Here is a 13,469-nt window from a genome sequence, read left to right on the forward strand (position 1 = left end):
CGACCGGCCGGGCGGCCGCCCTCAGTGGTCGCCGCCCTCGTCGATCAGCCGCCGCACCTCGCGGTCGATCAGCCCCAGCCGGGCCTCGGCGACCAGCGGCACCGCCCGGCGCTGGCGCCGCGCCTCGGCGAGATCGATCTCGATGGTGACCAGCGCGGGCTCCCACTTGGGCGCCTGCGCCACCACCGCGCCCCGCGGGTCGACCACCCGCGAGCCGCCCCAGAACGCCGCGCCGTGCTCATTGCCCACCCGGTTGACGAAGACCACCCAGCACTGGAGCATCTTCGCCGTATAGGACAGCAGGGTGTCCCAGTACAGGCCGGTGTCCATCGCCTCCGGATCCAGGCTCGCCGCGCTGTTGGTCGGCACGAACAGCACCTCGGCGCCGTCCTGCACCGCCAGCCACGGCAGCGCCGGCTGCCAGGCGTCATTGCACACCAGCGTCGCGCCCCGGCCGCCGCTCCTGGACTTCGTCAGGTCGTAGGCGCGCAGCGACTGCCCCGGGCTGACGTGCTTGCGCTCCTCCCAGGCCAGGTAGTTGGGGAGATACAGCTTGCGGTGGGCGTGCAGCAGCGCGCCGTCCGCGTAGTGGCCCGCCGTGTTGTAGGCCCGCAGACCGGTGTGCTCGTGGAAGCCGACCAGCACATCGGGGCCGAGGGTGCTGAGCTCCAGCAGGCGGGGATCGTTCGCCTCGATGGAGGCGTCGCGCGGCAGCACGCCCAAGTGGTAGCCGTGCAGGCTCAGTTCGGGGAAGACCACGAGATCCGCGCCCTGCGCCGCCGACTGCTCGATCTGCGCACGGGCGGTATCGAGGTTCGCCTCCACGTCACCGAGCACGCAGTCCGTCTGCGCCAGCGCAATGAGCATGTCCCCACCTCATCGAACGATGGCTTTTGCGGCCTTCGTCCTTATTTTGCCAGAGGCGGCCGGACGCGGCACGGCTCGGCCGGGGCGCCCGGCCCGGACGGCCGGGGCCGGGGCTCCGACGAACGCGCCCCGGCGCCCGGCCCCGGCTCCCGGCCCGCCCTCACCCGCGGCGCGGCCGGGTCCTGCGCAGCAGCAGCATCCCGCCCGCCAGCAGGCCGCCGCCCGCCGCGGCGAACGCCGCCAGCTCGGGCCCGCCCGTGGACGCCAGCAGCGGGGTGTCCGCCGCCTCCCGGGCCCGCGGCACGGCGCCGGTCTGCGCCTCCCGTGCGGGGTGCGCGGCGGGCCCGGGGACCCGCGCCTGCGGCGCCGCGGCGGGGCGCTCGGGTCGTTCCGCACCCGTGCGCGACGCCTGCTCGGCGCGCTGCTCCGGGGCCGTCCAGTGCACCCCCGGAGCCTCCATCGTCTGCGGCGCCCGCCCGGCGAGCGGTGGCCGCACTCCCTGCGCACCGTTCCCGCACGAATTGCCCATCGCCGGGTTGAGCGCCGCGCCCGCGTCCACCGAATTGCCGCACGCGTTGACCGGGGTGTCCACGGTCAGCTGGACGCTGTTCCCGGACAGCACCCCGGGAGAGTTCGCGGTGCCCCCGCCGGCGCCGGCATCCGCGTACGCCGTGCCGCAGCTCGCGCCCAGCACGCCGGACGCGGCCACCACGAACATGCACGCCTTCAGGCCCTGTCGCATCTCTCGTCCTTCCTCAGCAGTCTTGGCGCCCGGCCCCGCCGCTCGCCCGACCGGGCGGCCGGCGGCGAAGACGCGGCGCCGGCCGCCCGGGCCCACGCGAGCGCCGGGACGGCCGGAGCCGTCGGCCCTCAGCGGTTGGCGACACCGTTGCCGGACAGCACCGCGATGTCGTCCACGATGTGCGACAGCGCCTCGTCGTTCTTGACCTGCGACGACCCCGAGGTGCACTGCTGGTTCTGCGGCGAGGACAGCACGTTGATGTCCTGCAGGATGAGCGCGGAGGCCGCGGCGAGGTTGGCCTTCGGCCCGGCCAGGCAGAGGTTGTTCAACGACCCCTGGACGAGACCGAGTTGGGTGCTCAGCCGGCCGGCGGTGGTGGAGTTCCCGTACACCGAGGCGGTGCCGTTGCCGTTGACCGTGCTGGTGCCGTGGTCGTCGCCGATCGCCATGGCCTGCGGAGCGGCCATAGCGGAGATCCCGATCAGCGACGCCGCCACAGCCGCGCCCGCCATCATCTTCTTCATCACGCAAACCCTTCAGGAGACGAAACTCCCGACACGGGAGCCCTGTTTGAACAACCCGCATTTCACCCGCGAGTTATGCGCAGTCACCCGAACAGCCCGCGTTTTCCCGGCACCTGAAACATTGCCCGGGGTTTCCCGGTCCATCGCACGCACAGCGGTACGGAAACGGCGGTACGACAAAGGGCCCGCAGCGCCATTCGACGCTTCGCGGGCCCGGCTTTCCTCCGTGGCCGGCATGCCAATGCCCCGGCAACCCCATCAATCTTGCAGGGGCATTGGCATGCTTCCCTCCACACAACCTGCCCAACGAGCCGCCCCGCCGGGCCTCAGTCACGAGCGAATAACAATTCACCACCCCGGCGTTCCGCTTCTCCCGCACCGCGCACACGGGATGCCGCACCGCCGCCCGGACAGCAGAAAACCCGGGACGCCCAGAAGAAGGAGGACTGGGCGTCCCGGGTTTCCCTCAGCGGCTCAGCGGTTGCCGGCGCCGTTCGCGGAGAGCAGCGCGATGTCGTCCAGAATGTGCGACAGCGGCTCGTCACCCTTCGCCTGGGTCGAGTTCTCGGTGCACTGCTGGTTCTGCGGCGAGGACAGGATGTTGAGGTCCTGAACCGTCGCGAGACCCGAGGCACCGGCCAGGTTCAGCTTCGGCAGGGCGACACACGGCTTGTTGAGCGAGCCCTGGACCAGACCGATCTGCGGGCTCATGTAGCCGAAGGTGGTCGAGTTTCCGAAAGCCTGCTTGGCACCGTTGCCGTTGACGGTGGAGGTGCCGTGGTCGTTGCCGGTGGCCATGGCCTGCGGGGCGACAGCGGCGGCGACACCGACGATGGACACAGCGGCCGCTGCGGTCGCCAGAACCTTCTTGATCATCTTGATCCTTCGTGTTTCGGGATGCCTTTGAGCCGGGCCATCTGACCAACTCGAAAGGCCGAGTTCGGTTGTGCTCATTCACTCAAATGAGCCTGCGCCCTGATCCGTATTGCCGATTGGCTCCACAGCCTTGACCGGGGCGCGAAATGTGGAATATCCGAGGGCGCTGCCGTGCATCGAAAGCTGAGAGATGCAGCGGCTGTACACAATATCGGCTTCGTTTCCTCGAAGCGGTGCACCACCCGCGGGACGGCGAAGTTTTCGCGGCATCTTCCGATGTCGTCCGCCGGTTGTCGTGCCCGCCGGCCGCAACTGACGCCGCGCGCCGGGGAATTACTTGCCGAGCGGCAGACCACCGAGCAGCGGAACGTTCTTGGCCGCCCCCGTCACGCCACCGAGCAGCTTCTTGGGAGAGGTCGACTTGACCTTCTTCTGGGTGGCCTTGACCGCCTTGACCAACGGGGCGATCTGGTGGCCGTCCAGCTGCTTGGTGGTCAGCGCGTCCGTCAGCCCGCCGTTGAGGCTCATGCTCGGGCTGGCGGGCTGGGCGGCGAAAGCGGGAGCGGCCACGCCCAGCGCCATCACGGAACCGGCAACAACTGCGGCAGACTTCGCGTACTTCACTTTCAATTGTCCCTTCTCGGGCGGTGCTTGAAGGTCCCGCGGCACCAGTGCCGCGTGAGCATTCACTTCACTGCTCGGATCACCGCATTCACCTTCACTAACGAGTGCTGTCTCCCGGAGAAACTCTGAAGTTCCGCCTTCTTGGCGACGCCACCCGAAAGGTTCGGCATCCTGCTTTTCACGCTGCCCGGAGAGGGAAAGCCGACCGGCCCCGATACGCAGGGGACCGCGCACCGGGACCGGTTCAGGAAACGACTCAAACGCCTTCGCGTCAGTGGTTCAGGCAGGTGTTGCCGAACGCCGGGTTCAGCAGCGCAACGATGTTGACGGTGTTGCCGCAGAGGTTGACCGGGATGTGCACCGGAACCTGGATGGCGTTGCCGGAGAGCACACCGGGGGAGTTCTTGGCGCCACCCGCGGCGCCCGCGTCGGCGAACGCCGGCGCGGCCGAGCCCAGCGCCATGATCGTTCCAGCGGTGATTGCGGCGACCTTTGCGTACTTCACTTTCAGCCCTTCCTTGCAGCGGGTCCGTAGCGAACACGACCGTCGTGTCGCACGGGCGGTGTTCTGCTCGCCCGTAACCGCGCTGCCAATATTGGTAACGATTGCTCCTCGCCGACGAAACTCTTCCCGGGAAGTTTTCTGAGGAATCGCCCGAACGATGCACAAGCATTTCGGGGGATTGCCACCGCGCATACGACGCGGAAAAAACACCGGGAGTCCGGACGGACGAGGTACCCACCGAATACGGATTCCTACCGAAAGGGGGGGTCGTGAATCTTCGGCCCTGCGCTTCGCGAGGGGGTGCCGCAGGCCCGGGCCGCTCAGAGGAGGAGAGCCGGCGGCCCGGGCCTGCGGCCGATGGCCGGCTCAGCGGTTGCCGACACCGTTGGCGGAGAGCACCGCGAGGTCGTCCACGATGTGCGACAGCGGCTCGTCGCCCTTCGCCTGGGTCGAGTTCTCGGTGCACTGCTGGTTCTGCGGCGACGACAGCAGGTTGACGTCCTGCGCGATCGCACCCACGGCCGCGGCGGCGAGGTTCACCTTGGGCAGGGCGAGGCACAGCTTGTTCAGCGAGCCCTGGACGAGCTCCAGCTGCGGGCTCATCCGCCCCATGGTGGTGGAGTTGCCGAACGCTTCAACGGCGCCGTTGCCGTTGACCGTGGAGGTGCCGTTGTCGTTGCCAACAGCCATCGCCTGGGGGGCGACGGCCGCCGAAATGCCAACCATGGACGCGGCTACAGCCGTCGTGGCCAGGACCTTCTTGATCACGATTTACCCTTCTGGAAGCGGAGTGCCCGTATGTGGAGCGACCTGGTCAACTCGCTTCTGAGGATGCGGTTTCGCCGATTCACCCGAATGCCACGAAACCATGGACATATATCATTGCCATCGGTGGCACCGCATGCTGCAAGCCTTTTGGGCATACGAAAGGCCGGTACGGAATGCGTACCGGCCTTTGCCGCCGAGAGGCCCCGCCCGGGCGTGGGCCGGGCCTCAAGCGCCGTATGGTGATCAGAGGTTGACGCAGGTGTTGCCGGCGGCCGGGTTCAGCAGTCCGACGACGTTGATGGTGTTGCCGCAGACGTTGAGCGGCAGGTCGACCGGGACCTGGATGAGGTTTCCGGAGACGACGCCGGGAGAGTTCTGGGTGACGCCCGCGGCGCCGGCACCGTAGGCGCTGGCCACGCCGGCCCCGCTCACAACGGCAATGCCCGCGGCGGCGGACAGGACAGCGGCCTTGGAGACAAACTTCACGGTGAACCTCTTCACTGAGCAGCAAGCAGATTTCGGTGATGCGCCGCATAGAGCGACAAGCTGCTCAACGCATCAACAAGGGGAAAGTGGCGCTTCATACGGGTGAATGCGGGAAATCCGGGCCGGTGGAATTCGGCGCCCTTCGATTTTTCCCTGCGATGGCAGCTCTCGCCAATTGCCCCTCTTGATACGGGAGTTGGGGTGCCGCTCGGGCAGCTGAAGTGGCGGGCGCAGGGGGGCTGTCCCGAGGACTGCCTCGGCCTGCTCCCGGCGGCGCTGTCCGGCCCGTTCCCGGGGCCGTCGTCCGCGCCGGTCAGGGGCCTCACCAGAGACGGGACCGGAGCCGGAGCCGGTGCCGGAGTCGATGCCGGTGCCGGAGCCGGAGCCGGTGCCAGCGCTGGTGCCGGATTCGGTGCCGGGCCGTTGTCAGACCCCGGTGCGAGACTCAGGAGCATGAGATGGGCGGTGGTGGAGACGGGCGACGGGGGTGCTCGTCTCTGCCCGCTCGCCCCGGACGGGCGGGCCGCGGGGCCGGTGCGGGAGGAGCCCTCGCTCGCCGAGGCCGTGCGCGGCCGTCCCGAGGTCGAGCGGTGGGTGTGGCGGTCCACCGCGGAGATCTACCGGCCGCTGCTGGCCGCGGGGGTGCGCGTCGAGCGCTGCTATGACGTGGAGGCCGCGGAGGCGCTGCTGATCGGCCATGAGGAGGGGCAGTACGGCCAGCCGCGTTCGCTGGCCGCCGCCTGGGCCCGGCTGCACGGTCTGCCCGTTCCGCAGGACGGGCCCGCCCGTACGGCGCAGACCCAGCCGTCCCTGTTCGAGCCGGGTCCGGTGCCGCTGCCGCCCGGCACGGACGAGCTCACCGCGCTGCTGGAGGTCTATGCCGGCCAGGTGGCGCGTACGGCGAGGGCGGAGCACCCCGACCGGATGCGGCTGCTGCTCGCCGCCGAGTCCGCGGGCATGCTGGTGGCCTCGGAAATGGGGCGGGCCGGGGTGCCCTGGCGGGCGGATGTGCACCGTGACCTGCTCGACCGGCTGCTGGGCGAGCGCTATCCGGGCGGGCTGGAGCCGCGGCGGATGGCGGAGCTGGCCGAGGAGGTGTCCCGGGCGTTCGGCCCCGGCGCGCGGGTGCGCCCGGATCTCCCCCAGGAGATCATCAAGGCCTTCGGCCGCGCCGGGATCTCCCTCACCTCGACCCGCAAGTGGGAACTGCAGCAACTCGATCACCCCGCGGTGGCCCCGCTGTTGGCGTACAAGACGCTCTACCGCCTGCACACCGCCCACGGCTGGGCCTGGCTCCAGCAGTGGGTGCACGACGGCCGCTTCCGCCCCGAGTACCTGCCCGGCGGCACGGTCTCCGGCCGGTGGACCACCAACGGCGGCGGCGCGCTCCAGATCCCCAAGGTGATCCGGCAGGCCGTGCGCGCCGATCCGGGCTGGCGCCTGGTGGTCGCCGACGCCGACCAGATGGAACCCCGGGTGCTGGCCGCCGTCTCCCGCGACCGCGGCCTGATGGAGGTGGCCGGCAGCGGCGAGGACCTGTACGCGGATCTGGCGGCCCGGGCGTTCGGCGGCGACCGCGACCGGGCCAAGATCGCCCTGCTGGGCGCCGTGTACGGCCAGACCTCCGGCGACGCGCTGACGCACATGGCCGGTCTGCGCCGCCGCTATCCGGCCGCGGTGGCGTATGTGGACGAGGCGGCCCGCGCGGGCGAGGAGGGCCGGCTGGTGCGCACCTGGCTGGGACGCACCTGCCCGCCGGCGTCCGTGGCGCCGCCGGACGAGGCCGGACTGCCCCAGGAGGACGCGCCGGCGGAGGGGTACGCCGGCGGCTCGGCCGCCGCCCGGGCCCGCGGCCGCTTCACCCGCAACTTCGTCGTCCAGGGCAGCGCCGCCGACTGGGCGTTGCTGGTGCTGGCGGCGCTGCGCCGGGCGCTGGCGGAGGGCGGGCTCCGCGCCGAGCTGGTCTTCTTCCAGCACGACGAGGTGATCGTGCACTGCCCCGCCGAGGAGGCGGCGACCGTGTCCGGGGCGATCGCCGCGGCGGCCGCGGCGGCGGGGCGGATCGCGTTCGGGGACACCCCCGTCCGCTTCCCGTTCACCACGGCGGTGGTGGAGTGCTATGCCGACGCGAAGTGACCGGGAGGCGGGCGGCGGGATGGGTGTCGGTGATGGCGGGGCGGAGACGGTGCGAGCAGAATGCGGGGCCCTACGCGATCACCGGAGACCCCTGTGCCCTTCCCGCCGGGAATAACCGTCCACCCCGAACTCGCCGCCTACCTGGAGGACTTGCCGCCGTACTCCGATCCCTTCCGGGACATCGCGGCGACCCGTGAGCGGTTCCGGCAGCTGCTGGCCGCGACCCCGGCCGACCGCACCGGCGTGCGCAGCCGCCGGTACGACATCCCGCGGGAGGACGGCAGCGCGCTGGCGGTCGAGGTCTACCGCCCCGACGGCGCCGAGGGCTCCTACCGGGGCGGCGCGCTGCCCGCCGTGCTGCACTTCCACGGCGGTGGGTACGCCCTCGGCCGCCCCCTGCCGGGGCAGGACAAGACGGCCCTCGACCTCTGCCGCGCGCTGCCCGCCGTGATCGTCTCCGTCGAGTACCGGCTCGCGCCCGAACACCGCTATCCGGCGGGCGTGGAGGACTGCTATCGCGCCCTGGAGTGGACCGCGGCGCAGGCGGCCGGGCTCGGCATCGACGCCGGGCGGATCGCCGTCACCGGGAACTCCGCGGGCGGCGGGCTGAGCGCGGCTGTGGCCCTGATGTCCCGCGACCGCGGCGGCCCGGCCCTGGCCTACCAGTCGATGTGCGTACCGGACGTCGACGACCGCGTCGCCGGGGAACCGCTCCCTGCGGAGGCCGAGGACGTGCCGGGGCCGTGGGTCAACAGCCTGCGCACGATGCGTAGGACGTGGCAGCACTATCTGCCGGAGGGCGCGGCGGCGGACGCCTACGCCGCGGCGGCCCGCGCCGAGGACCTCACGGGGCTGCCGCCGGCCTATGTCCTGGTCTGCGATCTCGATCCGCTGCGGGACCCGGGGCTGGCCTACGCCCGGCGGCTGATGGACGCGGGGGTGCAGGTCACGGTCCGCAATGTGCCCGGCGCCTGGCACGGCTTCGAACTGCACGCACCCGGGACGCGGTTGGCACGGGAGATGACGGCCCACTGGACGGGGCATCTGCGGGCGGCGCTGTATCCGTGCCCGGCGGCGGACTGAGCCGGGCGGCAGGGGCGTTCGACCAGGGCGTCCGTCGAGGGCGTCCGGTCGCCCGGCGCGGGGAACGCTGGACGGCCGGGAGCCGGAGGCGCTTGAATCCCCTGGGGGCGACCCCCGTTATGCGTGAACGGCCGGACGAGCGCAGGAGCAGTGATGACGACCGAGAACGGCGAGCACGGCGAGTACGGCGCACAGGGCGGGACCGGACGGGACGCGGGCACCCCGCCCGACGGGCTGGAGCGCGTCAATCCACCGCATCTCGCGCCGCCGACCGGCTTCAGCCACGGTGTGCGCGCCGCCTCCGGCACCATGGTCTTCCTCGCCGGGCAGACGGCGCTCGACAAAGCGGGCCGGATCGTCGGGGACGGCATCGTCGAGCAGTTCGAGCGGGCGCTGACCAACCTCCTGGACGTCGCGGCGGCGGCCGGGGCCGGCCCGTCCGACCTCGCCAAGCTCACCGTTTTCGCGGCCGATGTCGCCGACTACCGCCGGCATGCGCGCGACCTCGGCCTGGTGTGGAAGCGCCTGGTCGGGAGCGACTATCCGGCGATGGCCGTGATCGGGACCACCCGTTTGTGGGACGAGGAAGCGCTGGTCGAGATCGAGGGGATCGCCGTCGTCCGGTAGCGGGAGCGCACCTCCCGCTCCCCGCACGCAGCAGGGCGCCCGCCCCACCGGTTCTCCGGTGGAACGGGCGCCCTGGCGGCCTGCGGGCGGTGTCCGCTCCGCTCAGTTGCGGCTGCGGGCCATCCCCACCGGGTCCTTCTTGAACGCCCAGGTCATCTTGGGCTCCATCGCCCAGCGGAAGATCCGCTGCACGGGTGGGGTGCACAGCACCGTGATGACGCTGCCCGCGATGAGGGTCAGCAGTACCGCGCCCCAGGGCGTGTGCACCCACGGGGTGTCGTACCAGTTCCAAAAGCGCGACCCCTTGGCCAGGAAGCCGTGCAGCAGGTAGCCGTACAGGGTGCCCGCGCCCAGCGCCGTGCACCACATGGTGCGGCCCGGGATCCAGGCGAAGAAGCAGGCCACCAGCACCAGCGAGCAGCCGAACATCGCCAGCGTCATCACCGCGCCGCTCCACCACGGGGCGGCGAGTTCCTGCGCGGCGTCGCGGTGGTAGAACCACGCGGCGTTCATCCGCGGCGCCGCCCAGTAGGCGAAGACCAGCGCGGCGGCGAACACCGGAACGGCCAGGATCCGCGCCTTCTTGCGGCGTACCAGCCGGAAGTGCTCCGGCCGCAGCGACAGCCCGATCACGAAGAACGGCAGGAACTGCAGCACCCGCTGGAGGTCCAGGTCGTCGCCGATGTCCGGGGAGACCGACGCGAGCACGGCGATGGCCAGCGCCAGCGGGACCGGCCAGCGCACGATCTTCCACAGCGGGGTGGTCAGGCGCCAGATGAACAGCGCGAGCAGGAACCAGGTCAGATACCAGGGATCCGTGAGACTGATCGGATAACCCGGGTCGTCGTCCGCCCACCTCTTGAAGAGCGTGTAGGCGACTTCGAAGAGGATGTAGGGAACGGCGACGCCGGTAATCAGCCGCTGCAGGCGGTCCTTGCGCATATCGAAACTGCGCGAGAAATAGCCGGAGATGATGATGAAGGCCGGCATATGAAAGGCATAGACGGTGATGTAGAGCGCCGCCGCGGACCGGCTGCCGTCACGCAGCGGCTCCCAGGAGTGCCCCATCGCCACCAGCACGATGGCCAGGTACTTCGCATTGTCGAAAAAGGCGTCGCGCGGCTTCGCCTTGGCCTCGCCGGTGGCCGCGCTCTTGGCACGGCTGCCGCCCCGGCCCCCGGCACGGTGTCCGGGCCGGGCCGGTGAAGTGCCGCCCGCGGCAGGGGAATCGGCGAGCTGACGGTCCGCCGTCGCCGTGGTGGAGCTCTTCGCCACGGGCGCCATGGTCGCCGTCGCACCTGCGGCGTGCGACGAGGCCGGGGCGCCCGTACGTGTCAGTGTGTCCTGCGGCATATGCCGGGGCGGGGGCAGGGGAACCCGCCGTTCGCCGTACGCCGGAAAGTCGTTCGTCAAGGAGCCTCCCGAAAGGATCCCAGGGGAGGAACTGGACGCTGGCCCGCACCGGGCCGCACATCGGAACCCAAAAGCCAAATCCTGCGTCTTAGTTCTTTTACGGGGAGTGTGGCGGCGTCGAACATCTCAGGCACCTTAGCCCCGCGGCGGGAATCACGTAAATCCCCGACTGCGGCTGCCACACACGCAGCATCCGCCCTCCACAGCTCCTTCACGCAGCGCGGACGGCGGTGCGGCGGCCGTGCGGCCGGCACCACGGGCGTTTGGGACAATGCCCCTCGAACCACCGCCCGTTACCCATTATTCAATAACACCGTCGGCGCCGCGCACGCGAATCGACCGCGTGGTGGTGTTCTTCGCCACGCCCCAGACGTAGACCTCCACGGGGCGGCCGTGCGGCCCGCGCAGCCGGTGCACGGCCGCCAGCCAGCCCGAACTGAGCGCGGACGCAGGGGGGTTGATCTGATCGGCGAACCGCGCGTAGCGCGCCAGCAGGCGAACCCGGGGCGCCCCCAGAATCCCGGTACGCACCTGGGGTGCCCGCTCGTGCACGGTGCGGACGCACCGCACGGAGAAGCTCTGGACCACCAGGCGGCCGCGGACATGGGCGCGATCCAGCCAGCCCGCCGTCCGTAGTTCGCGCAGGACCTGCGCCTCGATACCGGGGTACTTCTCCGGGGCCTTGATCTCCAGCAGCAGCCGCTGCCCGTTGCGCTCCAGACGGCGCAGATAGGCGGCGAGCGTGGGCACCCGCTCCCCCGCGAACCGCCCCCCGAACCAGCTCCCGGCGTCCAGCCGGGCGATCTCGGCGGCGGTGAAATCCCCCACCCGCCACGGCGCGCGCCCGGGAAAGACCTTCGCGGCGTCGGTCGTCCGCTCCAGGGTGGCGTCGTGCAGCACGACCAGCCGGCCGTCCCTGCTGCGCTGCACATCGTTCTCCACCCATATGAGTCCGCGGCGATGTGCGGCGTCGACCGCGGCGAGGGTGTTCTCCGGTGCGTCACGGGAGGCGCCGCGGTGCGCGATGACCCGGGCCGCGGCGGTGCCGGGGCCGGCCCGGGCGCCGCTGATCACGGCGACATCGGCGTACTCCCCCGGACCGGAGCACAGCACGGCCGAGGACACCGCGGCCGTCACCAGGAAGGCGCATCCGGCAGCGGGTATCCGCAGCGATCTGCGCAGCATCCGGAGCCTCCCGGTCCACTCACCCGCAGACGGCCCCGTCTGCGCCAGTTACACCCCGCCCTTCGTCCGGTCCAGGACACGGCTGTCCCCTCAACCTGCGGGCATCCCCCGACACCCGCCACGCGAGCACGCGACCCGGCCGCCGGGCCCCGCGCTCACCAGCGGGACCGTTTCCGCAGGTCAGCGGGGTGAGGGGAAGGTCGGGCAGGCGGGTGAGTGAGGTCCGGCGCGGGGCCGCCATCCGGGCGGCCCGCCGCATCGCGGGGCCCCAGGCGTCCGCCGTCGCAGGACCCCGGGCAACCGCCGTCGCGGGCCCGCGGGTGTCAGGCCCCGTCAGGTGGCGTCGGCCGGTTCGTCCTTGAGCAGGCCGTGCTCGGAGACCAGATAGCCGAGTTCCGCGCGGCTGCGGCTGCCGAGCATCTCCGACACCTTTCTGATGTGGGTGGAAACGGTGCGCGAACTCATGCCGAGGCGGGTCGCGATGACCTCGTCCGTGCAGCCGCTGACCACCATGCGCAGCACGCTGCGCCGGACGACGTCGGTGAGGGGTTCGGGGCGGTACTGGCCCATGACGGCGGTGACCGGCGTCGCGCGCTCCCACATGTGGTCGAACGCCTTGGACAGGAAGCCGACGACGCCGGGGTGGCGGATGGCCACGGCGTGGGTCTTGCGGTCCGGCGAGCCGGGGATGAAGGCGATCGAGCGGTCGCAGATGATGACGCGCTCGAAGATCTCGTCCAGTGTCTGGATCTGGCCGCCCTCGGCCAGTATGCGTTCGATGTAGCCGAGCGTCGGAGCGTGCGAGCGCACGGTGTGCTGATAGAGGGTGCGCTGCTGGACCCCCCGGCGGAGCAGCGCGAGGTCGCGGGGCAGCGCCTCGGCCAGCAGATGGGTGGGGCGGCCGCCGCCCGGCTGTGCCGTGAGCAGTTCTCCCTGGCACTTGCCGATGGCCATCTGGAGCGCCTCGCTGATCACGTCCTCGCCCATCAGGGTGTCGATGGGGGTCGCCACCTGCTGCTGCACTTTGCGGTAGACCCCCTTCGCGGCGAGAAAGGAGGTGTATAACTCGGTCAGGACCTGCTGGGAATTCTGAATCTTCTGCTCGACCGGCCGCGCCAGGTCGGACTCGGCAATTTCCGGTGGAATGGGAATGTAGACGCCGACCGATCCGGGCAGCGGGCGCAGCAGTCCGCAGGTGAGCAGGCAATCGGCCACATCCCCCGACATGACCCCGGCTTCGAGGGCTTCACGGTATTGGTTCAGCCCCTGCTCGCAGAGGCGAACTGCACCCACCTTTCCGCACATGTCCTCATGTGAGCCCATCTGCTCCCCCTTCCAGTTGTCGCACTTCCTGATCATGATGCCAGTCGGGCTGGCTTCAGAGCGGAACCTGGCGCAAGATCGAAGGGACGTCAAGGAAAGTCCTGGTCAATGACGTGACCAGCCATCTCGGATCCATCGGCTGTTCAGCCGCTCGTCCGCCCGGAAAGTGGACGGGAAGACTGCTCGGCCTGGGAAGTTTTGCCTTAAACAGACAAAACACACATAACTGAACGGGGAAGTTCCTCATGCCGAGAGTCACCAAGCCCGCGCCCGCCCTGCTTTCCACTCTCGCCCTGGTTCTGCTGCCCTT

14 protein-coding genes are annotated in these 13,469 nt (G+C 70.7%); 3 read left to right on the plus strand and 11 right to left on the minus strand.

Annotated features, from left to right (window positions below; translation table 11 throughout):
* Positions 1 to 21: 21 nt before the first annotated feature.
* From IEY78_RS21475 to IEY78_RS21510, 8 genes are all read right to left on the minus strand, one after another.
* The gene (locus IEY78_RS21475; RefSeq protein ID WP_189100684.1) at positions 22 to 867 is read right to left on the minus strand and encodes a nitrilase-related carbon-nitrogen hydrolase; all 846 of its coding nucleotides are present in this window, start codon (positions 865 to 867) and stop codon (positions 22 to 24) included.
* Positions 868 to 1,027: 160 nt separating this feature from the next.
* Positions 1,028 to 1,609, minus strand: coding sequence for a chaplin (locus tag IEY78_RS35030; RefSeq protein ID WP_189100685.1), 582 nt, complete (start codon positions 1,607 to 1,609; stop codon positions 1,028 to 1,030).
* A gap of 128 nt (positions 1,610 to 1,737) precedes the next feature.
* A complete protein-coding gene (locus tag IEY78_RS21485) occupies positions 1,738 to 2,133 on the minus strand; it encodes a rodlin (protein WP_189100687.1) in 396 nt (131 codons plus the stop codon).
* Between the two features lie 474 nt (positions 2,134 to 2,607).
* Positions 2,608 to 3,009 carry a rodlin gene (locus tag IEY78_RS21490; RefSeq protein WP_189100689.1) on the minus strand — a complete coding sequence of 134 codons (402 nt, stop codon included), beginning with the start codon at positions 3,007 to 3,009 and terminating at the stop codon, positions 2,608 to 2,610.
* Between the two features lie 333 nt (positions 3,010 to 3,342).
* The gene (locus IEY78_RS21495) at positions 3,343 to 3,633 is read right to left on the minus strand and encodes a hypothetical protein (protein ID WP_189100691.1); all 291 of its coding nucleotides are present in this window, start codon (positions 3,631 to 3,633) and stop codon (positions 3,343 to 3,345) included.
* A gap of 271 nt (positions 3,634 to 3,904) precedes the next feature.
* Positions 3,905 to 4,138, minus strand: coding sequence for a chaplin (locus tag IEY78_RS21500; protein ID WP_189100693.1), 234 nt, complete (start codon positions 4,136 to 4,138; stop codon positions 3,905 to 3,907).
* Positions 4,139 to 4,504: 366 nt separating this feature from the next.
* Positions 4,505 to 4,906 carry a rodlin gene (locus IEY78_RS21505; RefSeq protein ID WP_189100695.1) on the minus strand — a complete coding sequence of 134 codons (402 nt, stop codon included), beginning with the start codon at positions 4,904 to 4,906 and terminating at the stop codon, positions 4,505 to 4,507.
* 243 nt (positions 4,907 to 5,149) lie between these two features.
* Positions 5,150 to 5,392 (minus strand): chaplin, encoded by a 243-nt coding sequence (locus IEY78_RS21510; protein WP_189100697.1) that lies wholly within the window; start codon positions 5,390 to 5,392, stop codon positions 5,150 to 5,152.
* A gap of 453 nt (positions 5,393 to 5,845) precedes the next feature.
* On the opposite strand from IEY78_RS21510, the gene IEY78_RS21515 reads away from it, so the two are divergent.
* The 3 genes from IEY78_RS21515 (at position 5,846) to IEY78_RS21525 (ending at position 9,238) form a co-directional block, all read left to right on the plus strand.
* Positions 5,846 to 7,528 (plus strand): bifunctional 3'-5' exonuclease/DNA polymerase, encoded by a 1,683-nt coding sequence (locus IEY78_RS21515; protein ID WP_189100699.1) that lies wholly within the window; start codon positions 5,846 to 5,848, stop codon positions 7,526 to 7,528.
* 93 nt (positions 7,529 to 7,621) lie between these two features.
* The gene (locus IEY78_RS21520; RefSeq protein ID WP_229700098.1) at positions 7,622 to 8,611 is read left to right on the plus strand and encodes an alpha/beta hydrolase; all 990 of its coding nucleotides are present in this window, start codon (positions 7,622 to 7,624) and stop codon (positions 8,609 to 8,611) included.
* Positions 8,612 to 8,764: 153 nt separating this feature from the next.
* Positions 8,765 to 9,238: a RidA family protein gene (locus IEY78_RS21525; protein ID WP_189100703.1), complete on the plus strand. Its 474-nt coding sequence runs from the start codon at positions 8,765 to 8,767 to the stop codon at positions 9,236 to 9,238.
* 102 nt (positions 9,239 to 9,340) lie between these two features.
* On the opposite strand, the gene IEY78_RS21530 is transcribed toward IEY78_RS21525, so the two are convergent.
* The 3 genes from IEY78_RS21530 to IEY78_RS21540 all read right to left on the minus strand — a co-directional run bounded on the left by IEY78_RS21530 (position 9,341) and on the right by IEY78_RS21540 (position 13,195).
* A complete protein-coding gene (locus tag IEY78_RS21530; protein WP_372509222.1) occupies positions 9,341 to 10,522 on the minus strand; it encodes an acyltransferase family protein in 1,182 nt (393 codons plus the stop codon).
* A gap of 429 nt (positions 10,523 to 10,951) precedes the next feature.
* The gene (locus IEY78_RS21535) at positions 10,952 to 11,836 is read right to left on the minus strand and encodes a glycerophosphodiester phosphodiesterase (protein ID WP_189100707.1); all 885 of its coding nucleotides are present in this window, start codon (positions 11,834 to 11,836) and stop codon (positions 10,952 to 10,954) included.
* 333 nt (positions 11,837 to 12,169) lie between these two features.
* Positions 12,170 to 13,195 carry a LuxR C-terminal-related transcriptional regulator gene (locus IEY78_RS21540; protein WP_229700099.1) on the minus strand — a complete coding sequence of 342 codons (1,026 nt, stop codon included), beginning with the start codon at positions 13,193 to 13,195 and terminating at the stop codon, positions 12,170 to 12,172.
* Positions 13,196 to 13,469: the final 274 nt, after the last annotated feature.

Origin of the sequence: Streptomyces kronopolitis (assembly GCF_014646275.1) — a bacterium.
GTDB classification, from domain to species: Bacteria; Actinomycetota; Actinomycetes; order Streptomycetales; family Streptomycetaceae; genus Streptomyces; species Streptomyces kronopolitis.

Excerpts from the sequence above, each read along its gene's own strand:
- IEY78_RS21475 (WP_189100684.1), bottom strand. The coding sequence starts at position 867 with ATGCTCATTGCGCTGGCGCAGACGGACTGCGTGCTCGGTGACGTGGAG.
- IEY78_RS35030 (WP_189100685.1), bottom strand. The coding sequence starts at position 1,609 with ATGCGACAGGGCCTGAAGGCGTGCATGTTCGTGGTGGCCGCGTCCGGC.
- IEY78_RS21485 (WP_189100687.1), bottom strand. The coding sequence starts at position 2,133 with ATGAAGAAGATGATGGCGGGCGCGGCTGTGGCGGCGTCGCTGATCGGG.
- IEY78_RS21490 (WP_189100689.1), bottom strand. The coding sequence starts at position 3,009 with ATGATCAAGAAGGTTCTGGCGACCGCAGCGGCCGCTGTGTCCATCGTC.
- IEY78_RS21515 (WP_189100699.1), top strand. The coding sequence starts at position 5,846 with ATGAGATGGGCGGTGGTGGAGACGGGCGACGGGGGTGCTCGTCTCTGC.
- IEY78_RS21525 (WP_189100703.1), top strand. The coding sequence starts at position 8,765 with ATGACGACCGAGAACGGCGAGCACGGCGAGTACGGCGCACAGGGCGGG.
- IEY78_RS21530 (WP_372509222.1), bottom strand. The coding sequence starts at position 10,522 with ATGGCGCCCGTGGCGAAGAGCTCCACCACGGCGACGGCGGACCGTCAG.
- IEY78_RS21535 (WP_189100707.1), bottom strand. The coding sequence starts at position 11,836 with ATGCTGCGCAGATCGCTGCGGATACCCGCTGCCGGATGCGCCTTCCTG.
- IEY78_RS21540 (WP_229700099.1), bottom strand. The coding sequence starts at position 13,195 with ATGATCAGGAAGTGCGACAACTGGAAGGGGGAGCAGATGGGCTCACAT.